The following is a 19,522-nucleotide window of genomic DNA, read 5'->3' on the forward strand; positions in this document are numbered from 1 at the left end:
GGAGATGCAGAGACCGATGATGCAGGAGTACCCACCTCCGCCGCGCGCTGACGAGTTCAGCGAGCTGGTGAAGCGGCGCCTGGATGACGTGAGGACCTCTGGTGGCACCAGGGAGACCGTGACTGTTGACTGGAACGGCCAGCCGCTCCACTGCGAAGTGATCGACTTCCCAGTCGCGTCTCTCTACTACAACCCGGGAACCCATCGCGTCAGAGCGCAGCGCAGCCTCAACCCCGCCAAGGACGAGATCCTCAGCAAGGACCCGTGGGATAGCGAGAGCCAGGAGTACCTTCAGCATCTGCTCCAGGGCGACCCAGCCAACCCCGATCGGCGGGATCCGGCCTTCGACAAGCTGAAGGAAAGCCTGCACCAGTTCGGGCAGAACGATCCAGGGCTGATCACTCATCAGGGGATCCTGGTGAACGGGAACACGCGGCGGGCAGCCTTTCGCGAGCTCGGCCAGCAGACGATGCGTGTGGCTGTCCTGCCCGAGTCGTTCACGTGGTCGGACATCAACGCAGTTGAGCTTGCCCTTCAGCTTCGCCTCGACCATCGCCGTGGCTACTCGTACATCAACCGTCTGCTCGCCATGGAAGAGCAAGCGGCTCTCGGACGCACTCCTGCCGCCATCGCGAAGGACTTCCGCATCCGGGAGGCGACGTATCACCAGGAGCGCTGGATTCTCAGCACGATCCGCGATCAGATCAATCGCAGCAAGAGCGGCGGAGGTGTCGAGCTCCGACTGGTGGACTTTGAGGACCACCAGGAGAAGCTCAAGGAACTGCACCGGGCGTACGAGAAACTCGCAGCTGTCGAGCCCGACCGGGCGGACGTGCTGAAGGAGCTTCGCATGGCCGCGATCGTCCTCGGCTTTTCAAAGACTGACGTTCGTCACGTCGACGAAGGCTTCCATGACGAGTACCTGGCACGCAGCCTTCCCGAGGGCCTGAGTGCGCCGACGGTGGAGCCAGAGGTTGTAGCTGTGCCGGGACTCGTAGGGGTGACGATCCCAGGGACCACGTCATCCGTAGCGGCTGCTCGCGCACTCAACGACCGAGTGCTCCGGGCCAAAGCTACGGCCGTAGCCGTCGGCCCAGCGGTTGCAGAGCAGGACAAGCGCGAGGCCCAGAACGTCTTCCATGGCGCTAAGGAGGCGTTTGACAAGGCGATCGACGCTGCTGGTCGTGACGCCCGTCTGAGGAAGCGCAAGCAGATGGCACCTGCCCGGCTCGCTGACGCATGTGCCGACATCGACCAGTGTGTTGTCGAGCTCGTGCAGGCCCGTGCATCGCGGAGCCTTGACGAGGAGACCTTTGACGAGGCTGTGCTGAAGCTCCGGGAGAGCCTTCGCCGGCTTGCTCAGCAGGCTGGCCGTGGATCGGCGCACCATGGCGACGGCGTTGCCTGGCTGCTTGAGGCCGTCGCCCTGGAGGCGTCCTGATGACAGAGGCGTACCAGGAGCCCTCGCTTCGCCTGGACTTCGACGAGACGCGTACGAAGGTGGTCCTTCGGACAACGGATAGGTACAGCAACGACCTCGTGCAGTTGGCCGCCCGGTTCCGTTCGGGCGGGCAGCTTGGCCGTCTTGTTGCAGTCGTTGAGCTGAACGACCTGCTAGGCGGGCTGAGTGCCCTCCTGGCCTGGCCGCAACCACAGAGCGTGGAGTGGTCTGCGTCGCTGCAAGAGCTCGTCATGGGTGTGTCACAGGACGCTCAGGTTGTTGAGCAGCGACTGAGCTCACCAGAGCACCACGGAGAGATTTCGCCTGACGATGTGCCCTTCTTGCTCGGCGAGGAGTGGAAGGGCGACCTCAGCGACTTCCAGAGGCGAGACCTCGCCAAACTGCTGTCACTTCGGCATGGAGCCAACTTCAGCGTCCCCGGTGCGGGCAAAACTCGCGTGGGCCTGGCGCTCTATGCCGCGCAGAAAGCGAGGGGAGAGGTCAGCCGACTGCTCGTTGTGTGCCCCAAGTCGGCCTACGAGTCGTGGCAGTACGAGAGCGCTGTGTGCTTCAGGCACCCTCTGCGGCCAGATGTTCTGGATAGGTCATACGATCAGTGGGCCGAGGTCCTGATCGTCAACTATGAGCGGTTGGACCGGTCGCTCACAATGCTGTCGGCCTGGCTCCAGGCCGGCACATCGATGATCATCCTTGATGAGGCTCACCGTATGAAGCTCGGTGCGCGTGGGACGTACGGTGCCGCGTGTATGGCGCTCGGACCACTCGCAAGGCGACGCCTGATTCTTACAGGGACGCCTGCCCCGAACGGAGCCAAAGACCTGGAGAATCTCCTCGGCTTCGTCTGGCCTGGGCACGGCCAGAGGACCGTCTCCAGGGCTGTGGCTGGCGGTGACCTCGCCTACGCCAGCTCCGTCTTGCGGCCGTTGTTCACGCGGACCACCAAGCAAGAACTGGGACTGCCGCCGATGTCGATCCAGATGCGCTATGTGGATCTGCCGCCCCTGCATGAGGAGATCTACACCTCGTTGGTCGGTGGCGAAGGCAGCGGTACGGCCCGGGAGGACCTCAGTTCCCTGGGCAGGACCGCCCTGCGCTTGTTGATGGCTGCGGTGTGTCCGGCGCTCCTCGTTGAGGGAGCGAACCGGCACGACCCGCTGGCCTACCAGCTACCGCCGCTGGATGTCCCCGAGGGAAACTCGCTGTACACGCTCATGCAGAATCTGCCAGATCATGAGATGTCTCCGAAATACCAAGAGGCAGCCCTGATCGTTGCGGAGAACGCGGGGCGGGGCCGCAAAACGCTCGTCTGGACCACGTTCGTGAGAAGCCTTACCACTCTGGAGAAGCTGTTCGGCAAGTTTGGCCCCGCAGTTGTCTACGGGGGGACACCGGATAGGGAAGAGCAGTTGCGCCGCTTCCGTGAAGACCCCGACTGCATGGTGCTGATTTCCAACCCTGCCACCCTGGGTGAGGGAATCAGTCTCCACCAGGTGTGCCATGACGCGGTCTACGTGGATCGTGACTTTATGGCTGGTCGATTCCTCCAGAGCATGGACCGTATTCATCGCTTGGGACTTGCTCCGGATACGGATACTACGGCCACTGTGCTCGTCGCCCGGAACACCATTGACGAGGTGGTCAAGGTCCGGCTAGAGCAGAAGCTCGAGTTCATGGGAAAAATTCTCGATGATCCGTCGGTGCAGCAGCTCGCAGACCTCGAGGAAGAGCCGTCGGTAGCGGCTGGACTGGCGCCGAGTGACATGGAGGCGCTGCTTAGTCACATAGGGACACCTGCGTCGCTGAGTTGAGCATGCTCTGATGTGCGGGCGGAGGGGACACCGTCTGCCCGCAGCAACGCCTCCATGATGCTTCTGCCTACGGCCTGGGCCACAGGCGGCGGGAAAGCGTTGCCCACTTGCCGGTAGGCGGATGTCTTGCGGCCCTCGAAGACCCAGTCCGGAGGGAACCCCTGGAGCAGGGCCATCTGGGCAATGGTGAGCTTGACTGGCAGCGCATCCCCAGGTGACGGCGGGGCGTCCGCGACGCCGGCACCGTTCACCCCCATCTCGGCCCAGACACGCCTCGCGCGGGATGGCCCGAGGTCAGGCCCGCCATGCTTCCTGGAACCGCCGCACAGTGTGGGGGCGATCCGTTGTGCCTGTACAGCCCACGATTCTGCGAGCTCCCAGCCGCCAGACGCCATGGATGCGCGGAGGACGTCACCGACAAGCGGGGCGGTGCCCGCAGGCGGGCTCGGCTCGGGCCACCTGAAATGGGGGAAGGTGTTCGGCGGCAGTGCGACGAGCACGGCACGGGGGCGGAGCTGGGCCACGCCGAAGTCGCAGGCGTTCAGCAAGCGCCATTCAGCGGTGTAACCGCAGTCTCTCAGTTGCTGAAGGATGCCGGACCGGTACTCCCGGAACTTCTCCTGCATCAGTCCCTTCACGTTTTCGATGAGGATTGCCCGCGGCTTGAGCTCCTGGGCGAGTGCAAGCGCGGCGGGGAAGAGGTCCCGCTCGTCATCGCAACCCAGTTGCTTGCCCGCTAGCGAGAACGGTGGGCAGGGCACGCCGGCGGCAAGGAGGTCCGGGGCCTCCAGCCTGTCGGTAAGCAGGGCTTCTGGCCGCACGGCCCGGATATCTGCCCGCAGGACGTTCCAGGCAGGCCGGTTTATGAGGAGAGTGCAGCAGGCGTCAGCATCCAGTTCGACGAGCAGCGTGTGAGCGAAGCCAGCCCTTTCCAGGCCGAGAGCTTGACCTCCGGCGCCAGCACAGAGCTCCACGCAGGCCGGGGCGCTGAGGCCAGGAGAGGGGTGAGGAATGGGCATGCGAGGGGCTCCGTTCACAGGCCGGATGAATGCTCAGGAGCTTGCCGCCACTTGCCGCGGCAAGTGGCGGCAAGCTAGTCTTTTCACCCGAAGAGGCTAGCTTGCGAATAAGTGAGCGATTGGCGGGACTGTGTCCGAACTGGGGATGACCTGGAGAAATGAGTCGCTTGGTGCTCGCATCCGCGTGGCCCTGTGGTTGCGCGAGGAAGTGGGTGAGGGCGGAACCTTCTCCAAGGCCCGGCTCCGTGAGGCGATCAAGGGTGCTGAGCAAGTGGACCGCCGCATGCGGGACCTGCGTCCGGCAGGTTGGGTGATCTCGACGTATCGGGACAAGCCGAGCCTCCTGCCTGACCAGCTCTATCTGGAGAAGATCGGACTCCCGGTCTGGGAGCCCGAACACCGGGCGGCAGGCCTTCGTCAGATCAGTGCCAAGATCCGGCGTTATGTGTACGAGCGCGATGGTCATATGTGCCGACGCTGCGGGGTCACTGCAGGTGAGGGGTACGCAGACGAGCCGGGTACTCGGGCGCGGCTGACCCTCGGTCACGTGAATCCGCACAAGTCGGGCAGCGGGGCGAACGCAGAGGACCTGATCACCGAGTGCGCCCGCTGCAATGAGACGGTGAGGCATCTTACGGGTGTGCAGATGACCAAGGAGCAGGTCTGGGACCAGATGAAGGAGCTGCCGGTCCAGGGCAAGCGTGAGCTGCTGGCCTGGATGAAAGCCGACCGCCGACCGCTAAGTGCCGCGGAGAAGGCGTGGGGCATGTACCGGCAGATGTCTGCTGCCGTCCGCGAAGAGCTGGAGCACGACCTGGAAGCCCTCATGCGCAGCTGATTCAGGGGATGCGGTGGGTGTGGAGGTCTAGACGGCGGTCAGATGCGACACTTGCATATCTGCTGTCAGTCGCGGTTCTCTGTGACTGATTCATCGCCATGCGTAGTCGCACCACCAGGAGGGTCCTCATGGGTTCCAGCGGTCAGCCGCTGACCTCGATTGAGATCTGCGCAGGCGCGGGAGGGCAGGCCGTCGGTCTTCACAACGCCGGTTTCCGCCATCTCGCGCTTGTGGAGATCGACGCACATGCGGCCGCGACGCTGGAACTGAATGTCCTTGAGGAAAAGCGGTGGGGGAAGACCGCTGCTGAAGAATGCGATGTCCTTCACATGGATGTCAAAGACTTCGATCCCGTCGAACACCTGACGAAATTCAATTCCCGGATGAAGCGCCCTATCGAGGAGGGTGATCTCGACCTTCTCGCAGGGGGCGTCCCATGCCCTCCTTTCTCCGTGGCTGGAAAGCAGCTGGGGCGTGATGACGAACGTGACCTTTTCCCCACTATGCTTGAGCTGGCTGATGCGCTAAAGCCTCGTGCCGTCATGATTGAGAACGTGGCGGGACTGGTTAAGCCCCGCGACAAGTTCTTCGGGTACCGGGAAGAAATTAAGCAGGAGCTTCGGGATTCTGGTTACGTGATTTGCGGCTGGAGACTCCTGGAGGCCGCAGACTATGGGGTCCCTCAATTGCGGCCGCGCGCTATTCTCGTGGCTATCAAGAAGGAGCATTACCGGGGATTCACGTGGCCTGCTCCGAATGGTCGGCGGCGCAGTGTGGCGGAAGCCCTGGAAGAGACGATGAAGCGCCGCTTTGTGGAGGCAGGGCGAGCCGACTGGTTTGAACGCTGGTGGGAAGAGGCCCTCAAGGGCGGCGTTGCGCCCACCCTGGTGGGAGGCTCAAAGAAGCACGGCGGAGCAGACCTGGGTCCCACGCGGGCTAAGAGGGCCTGGGCGGCGCTCGGTGTGAATGGCATGGGTGTTGCCAATGACGAGCATGAAGTCGACCTTGCCCGGGATCTAGGCAACCCAGGGGATGGAAAGTGGCCCATGCTCACGGTTGAGCAGGCTGCTATTATCCAGGGATTTCCCGACAGTCAGAACTGGAAGTTCTCCGGCCGAAAGACGGCCCGCTACCGACAGGTCGGTAATGCCTTTCCCCCGCCGGTGGCTGAGGCTGTTGGCCGAGCCATTGCAGAGGCGCTGCAGAGAGACGGCGACGTACTCGAGCCCCCCATCGGTGACCTTGAGCCGGATGGGACGACCTGGGAGGCATCTCAGGCTGTCCTGCCGACGCTGCTCTGAGTGCCATCGCGTCGCCGCTCTTTCACGACGCGGGTGATTTCAGTTACGCACTCGCCAGCCGGCATGTGTTCCCAGAATCGCAGGACAAGCCACCCTGCTTCCTGGAGGCGCCTGTCAGTGTCGCGGTCGCGCGCAATGTTGCGAGCCACTTTGTCTGACCAGTAACCAGGGTTCGTTCGAGGCGGGACGTAGTGCTCAGGGCACCCGTGCCAATAGCAGCCATCGATGAAGACAGCTACCTTCGCCGGGCGGAAGACCATGTCAGCCGTCCGGCGAAGGTCTGGCAGGGGCTTGGCTGCGACCCTGTACCGCAGTCCCTGAGCATGGACCAGCCGCCGGATCAGCTGCTCAGGTTTCGTGTCTCTGCTGCGGATCGCCTGCATGTTGCGACGTCGTGCGGCAGACGACGCCCATGACCCGGCAGGAGGGTGCCACTCGTCTGACATCAGCTCGCCTCATGGTGCTCTTGCGCCTGGGTACTTCGTAGTCCCGGCGTGTCTATCACTTCATCGTCCTTCACGGCCGCCCCGGGCTCACTGCCTCTCCAGAAGCCGGATGCACTCACGGGCGGCAGACGGACAGCCGTCAATCTTCGTGTCGCGGTCCGGGGCAAAGGTTGCATTCTCTGTTTGGTTATTGAAACTCAATGTCAGTACCTTACGAGGTCCTTCGGCAATTCGTTATAATCCTTGAGCCGGTTCTGCTCGGTCATCTCTTGCCACAATTCCAGTTGGGAGGGCTCGCTCTTCCTGTGCCGGATTGCTCCGTGCTCCTGTACCGCAGCCCCGGTTTCCTCAAAGGCAAGGTGATAGACGGCATCAATTTCGCCAGTCCCGCGGGTAAGTGACGCTAGTCGGCTGGGCAATGGTTCTGCTGTTACAGCTACCAAGTGCGGAGCGCGGCCTCGACGGGAGCGAACGAGCAGGTTGAACTCATGCCTAACATTCTGAGCCCGGTCTGAACGCAACGTCCACTTGCAGGACACTACTGCGTGCAGCGGGTTGCCGGGTGCCCCGAGGGAGACCGTGACGTCAGGGGCAATCTGGTAATCCGTCCCGAGTGTGACCCGTAGGCTCGGATTTGCGGAAAGAAGTTCACGCAGGCCAGCCAAGTGTTTGTACTGCTCAAAGCTGCGCACATCTTCGCCGCGTTCAACCAGCCACTGCAGTTCGGGCCGCAGGAGTGGAAGCTTTGAGATTAGTTCAGCCGTAATGGCGTTCTCCAGCGCCGCGCCCCGGCTTTCCTCCTTTGCGTCGGCCGAATTTGCCGACACCTTCCGCGTGATGCCCAGCTCATCGAGGACGGCCTTTGCTATGCGGATGCTGGTCTTGTTGTCCACGTCGGAGATGTTCGGAGCCCAGCTCTCCCCGCAGACCTCTTGCACCTTTTGATTAGAGGCGGCCTTCCACGCAAGCAGGTTGTGGAACCACTCCGGTGCTGGCATGTACGCCTGCCTTTCGGGGGTGATCGCTTGATGCCATAGTCCTTCGCTGACTGATCGTAAGGGGTGACCGAGGCCCTGTGATCACCGTTCGCTCGCGGCTGGCCCCGGCTCGGCCTCCCAGGCGTAAGCACCGACGCCGCGGCGATCGCCAGCCGTTCGCATCGGATCAGTTCAGCCGTTGTCGCAGCCGACGCCGTCGTTGTCGCGGTCGAGGTGGCGGGCGTAGCCCGGGTCGCCGCGGTGGACGGGGGTGGCGCCGACGGCGCGGGCGGCGGCGCAGTTGGCGTAGTAGACGTCGCCCCCGCTGTCGGAGCCCGAGTCGGTGGTGGCGGGGTCGTCCTGGGTGGCTGCCGGGGCCTGGTGGGTGATCGTCGCCGTCGCCGTGACCGTTTCGGTGACGGTGACCGCCGGGGCGGGGGCCGGTGTCGCGGTGGTCGTGGCGGTGATGGTGACCGTGGGGGCGGGGGCGGCCTTGGTGGTGGGCTTGGCGGCGTCCTCGGCGGTCACGGCGCCGCAGCCGGTGCCGATCAGGAGGAGCAGGAGGCCGCCCCCCCCAGACGCGCTTCATGCGGGACAGGGGGCGGGCGGCGGGCTGCTGGTACGCGTTGGTCATGGGACACGTCTCCCTCGCACACAGGGACTGGAGCTGTGTGGGGGAACAGGGGCCAGTCGATGCAGTAGTTGAGGGCGAAATTACTGCATGGACAGGGACCGGCGGAGGGGAACGGTCCGATTGCCTGCCGGTCAGATCCGCGCCGTCCCGTGGCAGTCGCCGTACTTCGTGCCCGAGCCGCACCAGCACGGGGCCGTGCGGGAGGGGGGCCAGGGGGTGGCGCGGCCGCGGGCGGCGAGGGTGGTGGCGTACTGGGGGAGGAGCGCGGCGTTGGAAGGGGACGTGGACTCGGAGGCGGCGAAAGCCTCGTACGAGGGGACCGTGCCCTGCACCACGCCCAGGTTCGGGGTGCCCGCCGCCGCGAGTTCGCGGAGGGAGGCCTCCAGATCGGTGAGGTGGGCCTCGTGGGTCGGGTACTCCGACTCCAGCTCCGGGTAGGCGGCCAGCAGCTCGTCCAGCTCGTCGGCCGGCCAGAGGAGGACCGCGACCGGGAAGGGGCGCGACAGGGCCGTGCGGTACGAGCCGAGCTCACTGCGCAGACGGGCGATCTCGGCCTGGAGCTCGGCCGGGTCCGAGGAGCCGAGGGACCACAGGCGCTTGGGGTCGTGGAGCTCGTCCAGCGGCACCGAGCCGGTGTGCAGGCGGTCCGCCAGGACGTCCCAGTCGTCGTGGCGCAGCCCGAGCAGGCGGCGCACGCGGTGGCGGCCCATGAGGAGCGACTGGTGCGCGTACGGCACCTCGTCGTCCGGGGACGGGATGAGCGCCGTCACCGCCGTGGTGAAGGTCGCCTCGGAGGCCGGCAGCTCGTCGTGGGCCTCCAGCGTCTCGGCGACGATCTCCCACGCGGCGGCGTCGCTCACGGGGGTCGCCCGGAGGCCGTCGATGATGGCCCGGGCCTCGGCCTCGTGCCCGTACTCCCAGAGGTTGGCCGCCTTCAGGGCCTTCACCAGGTGCGGGTCCTCCGGCGGCGGCGTCGCGGCCAGGAGGTCGTCGTACAGCGTCGTCGCCCGAGCGCGGTCGCCGGCCAGCTCCAGATGGGCGGCCGCCCGGAGGAGCAGCGGTTCGCGGTCCTCGGGGTACTGCGCCGCGGTGCGCAGCAGACGCTCGGCTTCGGTGATGTGATCGGCAGGCGTGTCGGGGCGCATGGGTGACACCGTACTGCCGTGCGGCGCGGCTCCGGTGGGTTGACGGGCGACCACCCAGGGTGCCGCCGCACGCGGGCGGACACCGGTGGTGGTACGGCGACGACGGGGCGTGACGGTGGTCCCGGGGGCTGCGGGTCGCGGCCGAGACCGTGGTCACGGTCGGACCCTCACCTCGTGCACTCCCGAGTACAGTGCTGCGTACCGGCTCGTCGTGTGGGGGAAACTCCCGCCGATGCGTCAGCAGGAGAGGCAGGAGAGGAAGGGGGGAGCGGTCATGAGCGGTCTCGTCGCACGGCTGGCCCGCTGCGGTCTGCTCGGCTTCCTGCTGTTCCTCTGCGCCGAGGGTCTGTACGCCGAGGGCGGCACCCTCTCCGCGGCCGTCGCGCTCGCCGCCGTGGCCTCCGGGCTGGTCGCGTGCGCCGTCCTCGCCGCCCGGTCCGTGCCCGCCGTGCCCCCGACCCGGGTGCGCACGGCCATCCGCGACCGTGAGCAACGCACCGCGTTCCTTCCCCAGCGCGATCCCGACGCCTCCGGGCGCCGGCGGCCCCGAGCACCCGGCCGTCCCCTCCCGACGGCCGCGTAGGGGTACGCACCACCGACTCCCCGGTACTCCGGGCGCTTCGCGCTACCTCCCCGCGCGGTTCCGTCATGCCGAGATCCAGATCCCCGGTACGACGAGACCCCCGGAGGGCTCCTTCCCATGTCCGTTTTCGCCTCGCTGGTCGAGCAGCTCGCGGCGCTGCTCCAGCCCCTGTTCCACGGTTCCGCCACCGCCGCCGCCATCGTCGTCTTCACCCTGCTCGTACGGCTCGCCGTGCACCCGCTGTCCCGGGCCGCCGCGCGCGGGCAGAAGGCGCGGACGCGGCTGGCCCCGCGGGTCGCCGAGCTGCGCAAGAAGCACGGCAAGGACCCCGAGCGGCTCCAGCGGGCGGTGCTGGAGCTGCACGCCGAGGAGAAGGTGTCGCCGCTGGCCGGCTGCCTGCCGAGCCTGCTCCAGGCGCCCGCGTTCCTGCTGATGTACCACCTTTTCTCGGGCGGCGGCATGAGCGGGCACACCCTGCTGGCCGCACCGCTCGGCGGCCGCTGGGCGGACGCCCTCCGGGACGGCGGCGTCCTCGGCCCCGCCGGGCTCGTGTACGTGGCCCTGTTCGTGATCGTCGCCGCCATCGCCACGTACGGCTACCGGCGGGCCAAGGGGCAGATGGTGGAGCTCGGCGAGGGCATGGCCGGGGGCATGGGGGCCGGGCTGGGGAAGGTCATGCCGCTGCTGTCCTTCGGCACGCTCATCACGGTCGCCGTCGTGCCGCTCGCCGCCGCGCTCTACGTCGTCACGAGCACCGCGTGGACCGCCGCCGAGCGGGCCTACCTGTTCCGTGACGCGTCCAGTGGGTGAACGGGGTCTTGCGGGGTGATCCGATGTCTTGGAGGATCGGCCAATCCTCCGATGGCCGCACCCCATCGGCCGGGGCCTACCTCGACCACAGGGAGAAGACCATGAAGCTGCTGCGCGTCGGTACGGCGGGGGCCGAGCGTCCCGCGCTGCTCGACCGGGACGGGGTCCTCCGGGACCTGTCCGCGATCGTCCCGGACATCGACGGAGCCCTGCTCTCCGACGCGTCCGCGCTCGACCGGGTCCGGGCCGCGGCGGGTGCGGGAATGCTGCCCGCGCTGGACCCGACGGGGCTGCGGATCGGTCCGCCGGTGGCGCGCGTCGGCAAGGTCGTGTGCATCGGGCTGAACTACCACGACCACGCCGCCGAGACCGGCCAGGCCACCCCCGCCGAGCCGGTGGTGTTCCTCAAGGCGGCCGACACGGTCGTCGGGCCGGACGACACCGTGCTCGTGCCGCGCGGCAGCCGCAAGACCGACTGGGAGGTCGAGCTCGCGGTGGTCATCGGACGTACCGCCCGCTACCTGGACTCCGCGGAGTCCGCGCTCGCCCATGTCGCCGGGTACGCGGTCGCGCACGACGTCTCGGAGCGGGAGTTCCAGATCGAGCGCGGCGGCACCTGGGACAAGGGCAAGAACTGCGAGACGTTCAACCCGCTCGGCCCCTGGCTGGTGACGGCGGACGAGGTGCCCGACCCGCAGGCGCTGTCGCTGAGGCTGTGGGTCAACGGCGAGCTGCGGCAGGACGGTTCGACGTCCGACCAGATCTTCCCCGTGGCGGAGGTCGTGCGCTACGTCAGCCGGTTCATGACCCTGTACCCGGGTGACGTCATCAACACCGGCACGCCCGCCGGGGTGGCCATGGGGCAGCCGGAGCCGAAGCCGTACCTGCGGGCCGGGGACGTCGTGGAGCTGGAGATCGAGGGGCTCGGGCGGCAGCGGCAGCAACTCAAGGACGCCTGACCGCGGCCGCCCCAGGAGGGGCGTACGGGGCCGTACGGAAAGGGAAGGCGGGCCACCCCTCGGGGGAGGGGGGTGGCCCGCCGGCTCATGGGGCGGGGGTGACCGGCCGGTTCATCGGGCGCCGGTGAGGCGTTCCAGTGCCTCGACCACCAGCGCGTGGTCCTCAAGCTGCGGCAGGCCCGAGACGGTGACCGTGCCGATGACGCCCGCGCCCGCGACCGTGATCGGGAACGAGCCGCCGTGGGCCGCGTAGCGGTCCGGGTCCAGGCGCGAGTCCGTGTCGAAGGACTTGCCCCTGGCGCGGAAGCGGGTGCCGACGAGCAGGGAGCTCTCGGCGTACCGCTCGACCACCCGGCGCTTGCGGTCGATCCAGGCGTCGTTGTCCGCGCTCGAACCCGGCAGGGCGGCGTGGAACAACTGCTGCCCGCCGCGCCGGACGTCGACCGCGACCGGGGCGCGGCGCTCGCGGGCGAGGTCGACCAGCAGCGTGCCGAGCGTCCAGGCGTCGTCGTACGTGAAGCGCGGCAGCGTCAGGCGGGCCTGTTCGGCCTCCAGCTCCGCCACGGTGGGGGAGTCCGGTGCGGGGGTGCCGGCGCTCACAGGGTCACCGTCACACCGTCGCGGGCCGACCGGCGCGCGGCCTCCAGGACGTCCAGCGCGGCCGCGGCCTCCCGGGCGGTGACCGGCGGGGGCGTACCGTCGCGCAGCGCGGCGGCGACGGCGGCGTAGTAGGCCGGGTAGTCGCCGGGGACGCTCGGCACCGGGGTGCCGCCGCCGGTCGGCGGGGACTCGCCCGCGCCGATCCGGCCCCACAGCGCCTCGGGTTCCGCGCCCCAGCCGGGGCCGGGGCGCCGGCCCTCGCGCAGCGCCGCCTCCTGCGGGTCCAGGCCGTGGGTGACGAACCCGGCCCGCGAGCCCAGCACCCGGAAGCGGGGGCCGAGCTGGGCGGCGGTGGCGCTCACGTACAGGTGGGAGCGGACGCCCCCGGCGTGGGTGAGCGCGATGAACGTGTCGTCGTCCGCCTCGGCGCCCTCACGGCGCACGTCCGCCTCGGCGTACACCCGCGTGGCCGGGCCGAACAGCACCAGCGCCTGGTCGACGACGTGACTGCCCAGGTCGTACAGCAGTCCGCCGAACTCCTCCGGCGCCCCCGACTCGCGCCAGCCGCCCTTGAGCCGGGGCCGCCACCGCTCGAAGCGGGACTCGAAGCGCTGTACGTCGCCGAGCTCGCCGCGCTCGATCAGGCCGCGGAGGGTCAGGAAGTCGCTGTCCCAGCGGCGGTTCTGGAAGACGGAGAGGAGCAGTCCGCGCTCCTCGGCGAGGGCGGCGAGGTCGCGGGCCTCCGCCGCCGTGCCCGCCACCGGCTTGTCGACGACGACCGGCAGCCCGGCCCGGAGCGCGGCGGTGGCCAGCGGGACGTGCGTCTTGTTGGGGGAGGCGATGACGATCAGGTCCAGCTCGCCGGCCCGCGCCCACAGCTCGTCCGGCGACGCGGCGAACCGGACGTCCGGGTACGCGTCACGGGCCTGCTGCCGCCGCTCCTGGCTGGAGGTGACGACCGTGTCGAGCACGAGGCCCTCGGTCGCGGCGATCAGCGGGGCGTGGAAGACGGACCCCGCCAGGCCGTAGCCGACGAGTCCGACGCGCAGCGGTCGACCAGTCATGCCCGCCACTTAAGCAACGCTGTTGCCAAAGTGCAAGCGGGCGCGACAATGGACCGGTGAACAGCGATACGGGTGTGAACCTGCCGGCCCTCCGGAGCCACAACGCCGCGCTCGTGCTCGACCTGCTGCGCACGGCCGGCGAGCGGGGAGCCAGCCGCCCGGAGCTCGCCGAGCGGACCGGGCTCACCCCGCAGGCGGTCAGCAAGATCACCGCGAGGCTGCGGGACGAGGGGCTCGCCGCCGACGCGGGGCGCCGCGCCTCCACGGGCGGCAAGCCGGCCTCCGTGCTGCGGCTCGTCCCCGGCGCCGCCCACGCCGTGGGCCTGCACCTGGACCGGGACGAGCTCACCGCGGTCCTGGTCGACCTGTCGGGCGTCGTCGTGGCGTCGAGCGTCGTCCCGCTGGACCTGGGGTCGGGGGCGGAGGTGGTCATCGAGGTCGCCGCCGGCGAGGTCGCCGCGCTCACCTCCCGGCCGCTGCTGGGCGTCGGCGTCGCCATGCCCGGGCCGCTGGACCACGCCGCGGGCGTCCCGCACCGCGTGACCGGCTTCCCCGAATGGGACGGCTTCCCGCTGCGCGCCGCGCTCGCCCGGCGGCTCGGGCTGCCCGTGGTGCTCGACAAGGACACCAACGCCGCCGCCCTGGGCATCGCGCTGGACGGGGCGGGCGGGGACTCGTTCGCGTACCTCCACCTCGGTACGGGGCTGGGCGCCGGCCTGGTGCTCGGCGGCACCGTGTACCGGGGGGCGCGGACCGGGGCGGGCGAGTTCGGGCACCAGACCATCCAGCTCGACGGCCCGGCCTGCGGCTGCGGCGGGCGCGGCTGCCTGGAGGCCCTGTGCCTGGCCGCCGTCGCCCGGGGCGACCACGCCAGGGCCGCCCGGGTGCTGGGCGCCGGGGCCGCCAACCTCGTCAAGCTCCTGGACATCGACCGCGTCCTGCTGGGCGGCCGGGTGGTGACGGGGGCGGCGGAACCGTTCGTCCGGGGCGTGAGCGCGGTGCTGGCGGAGCTCGGCGAGCGCGCCGGCGAACCGGTGGTCCCGGTGGCCCTGGCCGACGGCTCGGCCCACCCGGTCGCCGAGGGCGCGGCCCAGCTCGTCCTGGCCCCCCTCTTCGGCCGCTGACCCCCGCCGACGCGTCGTCGCGGCCCGGTCCGGCCGCCACCCCCGGTCGGTCACACCCGGCGGATGCGCGGGACTCCCGGTCCGGCCTGCCCGGCGGGTGGGGGACTCCCGGCCCCGTCCGCCGGCACCGCCCGCCCCGTGCCGGGCGCGGGCGCTGGGCCGATCGGGGGCATGGCTGCCGCCGTACGGCGGGACGTTGCCCGGGCAGGGGTGCGGCGGCGGGGCGGCGTGGGAGGTTCTCGGCGTACGACCGTCCGCCGGCCGCCAGAGGTTCCCCATGCGACTGCGCAACGTCTCCGCCCCCGTCGCCGCCGTCGCCGTCGCCGTCCTCGCGCTCACCGCGGCGGCACCGGCCCGGACGGCTCCCTGGAGGGACGGCACCGTGACCTTCGAGGCCGCCGTTCCCGACCGGCAGCCGACCTGCGGCAGCCCCACCGCCGCCGACTTCCCCATCCGCACCCGCATCACCGGCGGCCCCGCCGCCTACCGGCCCGGCGGCGGGTTCCGGACCTGGAACGTGGAGCTGACCAACACCACCGCCGAGCCCTGCGCCAACATCCACCCCGTCATCGTCTTCACCGACCGCGCCCGCACCCTTGAGCCCGGTCAGATCCAGCTCGAGTTCTACGAGGACGGCGGAAGCGGCCGCCAGTACCCCGTGACCGTCGAGCGGACCGACGAGAGCGAACTCGTCGGCGTCCTCGACGACGGCACCCGCGGCCCCGCCCGGCCCCCGGCGCGCGGCGGGGCCGCCCCCTTCCGCGGGTTCGCCGTGCCGCCCGGCCGGACCGTCACCGTGCCCGTCCGGCTCGCCTTCACCTCCGACGCCCGGCCCGACACCATCACCGTCAACGCCGCGATCGTCCAGCGGCGCGGCGGCGACGGCGACTGGGTGGGCGACTCCGCCGACTACCGGTTCTCCCTCGTGGACGAGGAGCCCGCCAGCGAGTTCGCCGAGGAACTGCCCCGCACCGGACGCAACGTCCTGATCGTCGCCGGCGCCTCGGTGCTCGCCTTCCTCCTCGGCGCCGGCACCCTCGCCCTGGCGGGCCGTCTCCGCGACCGCAAGGACTGACGGGCCGCCAGGACCCCGCCCGTGCGGCTGACGGCGGGTCATACGCGGCACCCGACCCGGCCCCGCGCCGCCCGGCGACCGGTACCGCATGATCGACCGGGTGAAGACGGCGACATCCTGATTAGGCTGGGGGCGTCGCCACAGCGCTGTCGCGGCGTCCCCAGCACGCATGCATGTACCTGTACGGCAGGAGTCCCGCCCCATGGCAGAGCGCAAGCCGATCGAATCCTGGCTCACCGACATGGACGGCGTCCTCATCCACGAGGGCGTACCGATCCCCGGCGCCGACGCCTTCATCAAGAGGCTGCGGGACGAGGGGAGGCCCTTCCTGGTCCTCACCAACAACTCCATCTACACCGCGCGCGACCTGCACGCGCGCCTCGCCCGGATGGGCCTGGACGTGCCGGTGGAGAACATCTGGACCTCCGCCCTGGCCACCGCCCGCTTCCTCGACGACCAGCGGCCCGGCGGCACGGCGTACGTGATCGGTGAGGCGGGGCTCACCACCGCCCTGCACGACATCGGCTACATCCTCACCGACCACGACCCCGACTACGTGGTCCTGGGCGAGACCCGCACCTACAGCTTCGAGTCCCTCACCAAGGCGATCCGCCTCATCAACGCAGGTGCCCGGTTCATCTGCACCAACCCCGACGAGACCGGCCCGTCCACCGAGGGCCCGCTGCCCGCCACCGGCTCGGTCGCCGCGCTGATCACCAAGGCCACCGGCAAGGACCCCTACTTCGCGGGCAAGCCGAACCCCCTGATGATGCGCACCGGGCTGAACGCCATCGGCGCCCACTCCGAGACCAGCGCCATGATCGGCGACCGGATGGACACGGACGTGCTGGCGGGCCTCGAAGCGGGTATGGAGACGTTCCTCGTCCTCACCGGCCTCACCACCCCCGCCGACGTGGACCGCTATCCCTTCCGGCCCTCCACGATCGTCGACTCGATCGCCGATCTGGTCGATCGTGTCTGAGCCTCGTCCGCGCCCATCGGCCCAGGTCACCAGCCGTCTGACCGGGTGAACGCCGATCCCTGCGGATGCGGGAAGTACCGAACCGGGTGAATCTTCTGTGCAGGAGGTTCACGATGCGTTCAGCTTTGTTTGCTCTCCGTGCCGCGGGGACGGCCGCCGTGACGGCCACCGTCCTGACGCTGGCCGCGGGGCCCGCCCACGCAGGTGACGGCGACGAGCACCGGGACGGCGGGAAGCACCGGGAGAGGGTGACGGTCCTGGTCGTCCCGGCCACCAGCGAGCCCGGCGGGGACGTGGACGTCCAGGTCCACGGCTGCCACGGCGGACACGGCTGGGTCAGGTCCCGGGCGTTCGTCGCGGACGCCGAGCTGTCCGGACACGAGGGCAAGGGCCGGCCGCTGAAGGGCGGCGCCACCGTCAAGTCCCACCTCGACTCCGGTACGTACCCGGTCACCGTGCACTGCGACGGGCGCGACCACCACGACGTCGGCACCATCCACGTCGCCCGGCACGCCCCGCCCAGCCCGATCGCCCCGGTCCGGGCCGGCGGCGGGGGCGCCGCGGTCATGGCCGCCGACGCGCCCCGGGGCGTCACCGGGGAGCAGGGGCCGAGCACCTCGCACACCGTGGTCGGCCTGGTGCTGGCGGGGGTCGCGGCGGTCGCCGTCGCGTTCCGCAGCACCCGCCGCCGTCGCCGCAGCGGCGCGGACTGACCGTGTCCACCGCACCGCGCGCCGCCGGTCACGGGCGGCTGCTCACCGGCGTGGCCTGGGCCCTGTTGCTGCTGGGCCTGTGGCTGTGGGGCAAGGACATCGCGGCCGGCCCCGGCGGCCTGTCCGCCCCGACCACCGGTGACGTCGCCGCCGTCGGCCGCCCCCTGGGCGTGCCGTTGCCGCCGGCCCGCCCGCCGCTGGCGCCGGCCGAGCCCGAGCGCCTGGAGATCCCGTCGCTGGGCATCACCGCGCCCGTCGTCCCGAGGGGCCTGGACGGGGCCGGCGCGATAGACCCGCCGCCGTACGGGACGGCGGACACCGTCGGCTGGTACCGCGACGGTACGAAGCCGGGCAGCGACGGGGCCGCGCTCCTCGTCGGGCACGTCGACACCGAGACCGAGCCGGCCGTCTTCTACGGGCTGAGCTCCGCCCGGCCGGGCGAGCGGGTCGAGGTGACCCGGGCGGACGGCTCGGTCGCCGAGTTCACCATCGACGACGTCCAGGTCTTCGCCCGCCACGAGTTCGACCCGAGGAAGGCCTACGGGCAGCGCCGGGAGGGCCGCGCCGAACTGCGCCTGATCACCTGCGGCGGCACCTTCGACCAGGAGGCCGGCGCCTACACGGCGAACGTCGTGGTCTCCGCGTACCTGACGGGCGCGGGTGACGCACCCCGCCGCGGATGACGGGCGCCCCCGCACCGGGCGCCCCCGCACCGGGCGCCCCCGCACCGGGCACCCCCACACCGGGCACCACCCGGGGGCGGCCGCCCGCGCACCGGGAGCGACCGGGGGCGGCCGCCCTCGTAGCCGTCAGGACCGGTGTGTCAGGATGGATTGGACCGGGTTGTCCGGGAGAGGGGCGCCTGGGGGGTGGCCCCGCGCAGAGCGCACCCGAGGGGGAGTGGATGTACGGCAGTTGCACCGGGCGTGCCCGCGTGAGGGCGGTCGCGCTGGGGGTGGGCGCGGCGGCGGCGTTGCTGCTGGCGGGCTGCACCTCCCCCGACGCCGGCGCCGGCAAGGAGCCGGAGGCGGGGCCCAGCCTGGGGCAGCAGCCGAAGGCGACCGACCCGTTCTGGGTCAACCCCGGCAGCAAGGCGGCCCAGCAGGTGGGCAGTTACCTGCGGGACGGCAAGAAGGCGGACGCCGAGCTCATCAAGAAGATAGCGTCCCAGCCGGTGGGCGAGTGGGTCGGTACGGAGCAGCCGGAGGAGGACGCCCGCGGCTTCACCGAGGCCGCCACGAAGGCCGACCGGGACGCCGTGCTGGTCCTCTACAACATCCCGCACCGCGACTGCGGGCAGCACTCCGCGGGCGGTGCCGCCGACGGTGACGCGTACCGGGCCTGGCTGGACAAGGTCGCCGACGGCATCGGCGACCGGCGGGCCACGGTGATCGTGGAGCCGGACGCGGTGATGCACATGGTGGACGGCTGCACCGAGGACCAGTACCACGAGGAGCGGTACGACCTGCTCAAGGGCGCCGTCCAGCGGCTGAAGAAGCTGCCGAACACCAAGGTGTACCTGGACGCGGGCAACGCCGGCTGGGGCAAGCCCGACCAGATATTCGAGCCGTTGAAGTGGGCGGGCGTCGAGAAGGCCGACGGCTTCGCGGTGAACGTGGCCAACTTCCAGACGACCGAGGCCAGCAAGGTGTACGGCAAGAAGGTGTCGGCGAAGGTCGGCGGCAAGCCGTTCGTCATCGACACCAGCCGCAACGGCAACGGCCCCTACACCAAGGGCGACCCCGCCGAGAACTGGTGCAACCCGCCGGGCCGGGCCCTCGGCGAGACGCCCACCACCGAAACGGGCGACCCGCTGGTCGACGCGTACCTGTGGATCAAGCGCCCCGGCGAGTCGGACGGCGACTGCAAGGGCGGCCCGAAGGCGGGCGACTGGTTCCCGGAGTACGCCCTCGAACTGGCCCGCAACACCAAGTAGGACCCGCATGAGGAAGGGGCGCCCCCGCCGGGGGCGCCCCTTCCTC

General features: G+C 69.9%; 20 protein-coding genes. 13 read left to right on the plus strand and 7 right to left on the minus strand.

Translation table 11 applies throughout. From position 1 onward, the window contains the following. Positions 1–16 precede the first annotated feature (16 nt). Together ACF068_RS14100 and ACF068_RS14105 are read left to right on the plus strand one after the other, a co-directional pair. Positions 17–1,441 carry a hypothetical protein gene (locus ACF068_RS14100; RefSeq protein ID WP_392274484.1) on the plus strand — a complete coding sequence of 475 codons (1,425 nt, stop codon included), beginning with the start codon at positions 17–19 and terminating at the stop codon, positions 1,439–1,441. Further along, positions 1,441–3,270: a DEAD/DEAH box helicase gene (locus ACF068_RS14105; protein WP_392274485.1), complete on the plus strand. Its 1,830-nt coding sequence runs from the start codon at positions 1,441–1,443 to the stop codon at positions 3,268–3,270. The genes ACF068_RS14100 and ACF068_RS14105 overlap by 1 nt, the downstream gene beginning before the upstream one ends. On the opposite strand, the gene ACF068_RS14110 is transcribed toward ACF068_RS14105, so the two are convergent. Continuing rightward, positions 3,240–4,289: a DNA cytosine methyltransferase gene (locus ACF068_RS14110; RefSeq protein ID WP_392274486.1), complete on the minus strand. Its 1,050-nt coding sequence runs from the start codon at positions 4,287–4,289 to the stop codon at positions 3,240–3,242. The two genes, ACF068_RS14105 and ACF068_RS14110, sit on opposite strands and share 31 nt — an antisense overlap. Before the next feature lie 130 nt (positions 4,290–4,419). Here ACF068_RS14110 and ACF068_RS14115 point away from each other — a divergent pair, with 130 nt between their 5' ends. Further along, a complete protein-coding gene (locus tag ACF068_RS14115; protein WP_392274487.1) occupies positions 4,420–5,127 on the plus strand; it encodes an HNH endonuclease in 708 nt (235 codons plus the stop codon). Between the two features lie 128 nt (positions 5,128–5,255). Further along, positions 5,256–6,428, plus strand: a complete 1,173-nt coding sequence (locus tag ACF068_RS14120; RefSeq protein ID WP_392274488.1) for a DNA cytosine methyltransferase — start codon at positions 5,256–5,258, stop codon at positions 6,426–6,428. On the opposite strand, the gene ACF068_RS14125 is transcribed toward ACF068_RS14120, so the two are convergent. From ACF068_RS14125 to ACF068_RS14140, 4 genes are all read right to left on the minus strand, one after another. Next, positions 6,401–6,874, minus strand: a complete 474-nt coding sequence (locus ACF068_RS14125) for a very short patch repair endonuclease (protein ID WP_392274489.1) — start codon at positions 6,872–6,874, stop codon at positions 6,401–6,403. The genes ACF068_RS14120 and ACF068_RS14125 overlap by 28 nt on opposite strands. 203 nt (positions 6,875–7,077) lie before the next feature. Continuing rightward, positions 7,078–7,872, minus strand: coding sequence for an NgoMIV family type II restriction endonuclease (locus ACF068_RS14130; RefSeq protein WP_392274490.1), 795 nt, complete (start codon positions 7,870–7,872; stop codon positions 7,078–7,080). Positions 7,873–8,043: 171 nt separating this feature from the next. Beyond that, the gene (locus ACF068_RS14135; RefSeq protein ID WP_392274491.1) at positions 8,044–8,379 is read right to left on the minus strand and encodes an excalibur calcium-binding domain-containing protein; all 336 of its coding nucleotides are present in this window, start codon (positions 8,377–8,379) and stop codon (positions 8,044–8,046) included. 237 nt (positions 8,380–8,616) lie between these two features. After that, entirely contained in the window at positions 8,617–9,630 is a 1,014-nt protein-coding gene (locus ACF068_RS14140; RefSeq protein WP_392274492.1) for an SEC-C metal-binding domain-containing protein, read from the minus strand. 274 nt (positions 9,631–9,904) lie between these two features. Here ACF068_RS14140 and ACF068_RS14145 point away from each other — a divergent pair, with 274 nt between their 5' ends. From ACF068_RS14145 to ACF068_RS14155, 3 genes are all read left to right on the plus strand, one after another. After that, the gene (locus ACF068_RS14145) at positions 9,905–10,213 is read left to right on the plus strand and encodes a DUF6412 domain-containing protein (RefSeq protein ID WP_392274493.1); all 309 of its coding nucleotides are present in this window, start codon (positions 9,905–9,907) and stop codon (positions 10,211–10,213) included. A 117-nt stretch (positions 10,214–10,330) separates the two neighbouring features. Next, the gene (locus ACF068_RS14150; protein ID WP_392274494.1) at positions 10,331–11,023 is read left to right on the plus strand and encodes a YidC/Oxa1 family membrane protein insertase; all 693 of its coding nucleotides are present in this window, start codon (positions 10,331–10,333) and stop codon (positions 11,021–11,023) included. Between the two features lie 101 nt (positions 11,024–11,124). Further along, entirely contained in the window at positions 11,125–11,982 is an 858-nt protein-coding gene (locus ACF068_RS14155; RefSeq protein WP_392274495.1) for a fumarylacetoacetate hydrolase family protein, read from the plus strand. Between the two features lie 111 nt (positions 11,983–12,093). On the opposite strand, the gene ACF068_RS14160 is transcribed toward ACF068_RS14155, so the two are convergent. Together ACF068_RS14160 and ACF068_RS14165 are read right to left on the minus strand one after the other, a co-directional pair. Further along, positions 12,094–12,582: a heme-degrading domain-containing protein gene (locus tag ACF068_RS14160; RefSeq protein ID WP_392274496.1), complete on the minus strand. Its 489-nt coding sequence runs from the start codon at positions 12,580–12,582 to the stop codon at positions 12,094–12,096. Further along, on the minus strand, positions 12,579–13,646 hold the full coding sequence (locus tag ACF068_RS14165; protein ID WP_392274497.1) for a Gfo/Idh/MocA family oxidoreductase: 1,068 nt from the start codon (positions 13,644–13,646) through the stop codon (positions 12,579–12,581). The genes ACF068_RS14160 and ACF068_RS14165 overlap by 4 nt, the downstream gene beginning before the upstream one ends. 56 nt (positions 13,647–13,702) lie before the next feature. Between ACF068_RS14165 and ACF068_RS14170 the strand changes: the two genes are divergently transcribed. From ACF068_RS14170 to ACF068_RS14195, 6 genes are all read left to right on the plus strand, one after another. Next, a complete protein-coding gene (locus ACF068_RS14170) occupies positions 13,703–14,770 on the plus strand; it encodes an ROK family protein (RefSeq protein ID WP_392274498.1) in 1,068 nt (355 codons plus the stop codon). A 277-nt stretch (positions 14,771–15,047) separates the two neighbouring features. Continuing rightward, on the plus strand, positions 15,048–15,845 hold the full coding sequence (locus ACF068_RS14175) for a hypothetical protein (RefSeq protein WP_392274499.1): 798 nt from the start codon (positions 15,048–15,050) through the stop codon (positions 15,843–15,845). A 202-nt stretch (positions 15,846–16,047) separates the two neighbouring features. After that, positions 16,048–16,827 carry an HAD-IIA family hydrolase gene (locus ACF068_RS14180; protein ID WP_392274500.1) on the plus strand — a complete coding sequence of 260 codons (780 nt, stop codon included), beginning with the start codon at positions 16,048–16,050 and terminating at the stop codon, positions 16,825–16,827. A 158-nt stretch (positions 16,828–16,985) separates the two neighbouring features. After that, positions 16,986–17,540 (plus strand): hypothetical protein, encoded by a 555-nt coding sequence (locus ACF068_RS14185; RefSeq protein WP_392274501.1) that lies wholly within the window; start codon positions 16,986–16,988, stop codon positions 17,538–17,540. Then, entirely contained in the window at positions 17,537–18,223 is a 687-nt protein-coding gene (locus ACF068_RS14190) for a class F sortase (RefSeq protein WP_392274866.1), read from the plus strand. Before ACF068_RS14185 ends, ACF068_RS14190 begins: the two co-directional genes overlap by 4 nt. Before the next feature lie 221 nt (positions 18,224–18,444). Further along, positions 18,445–19,476 carry a glycoside hydrolase family 6 protein gene (locus ACF068_RS14195; protein WP_392274502.1) on the plus strand — a complete coding sequence of 344 codons (1,032 nt, stop codon included), beginning with the start codon at positions 18,445–18,447 and terminating at the stop codon, positions 19,474–19,476. Positions 19,477–19,522: the final 46 nt, after the last annotated feature.

This window comes from Streptomyces sp. NPDC016309 (genome assembly GCF_043077235.1).
Lineage (GTDB): Bacteria > Actinomycetota > Actinomycetes > Streptomycetales > Streptomycetaceae > Streptomyces.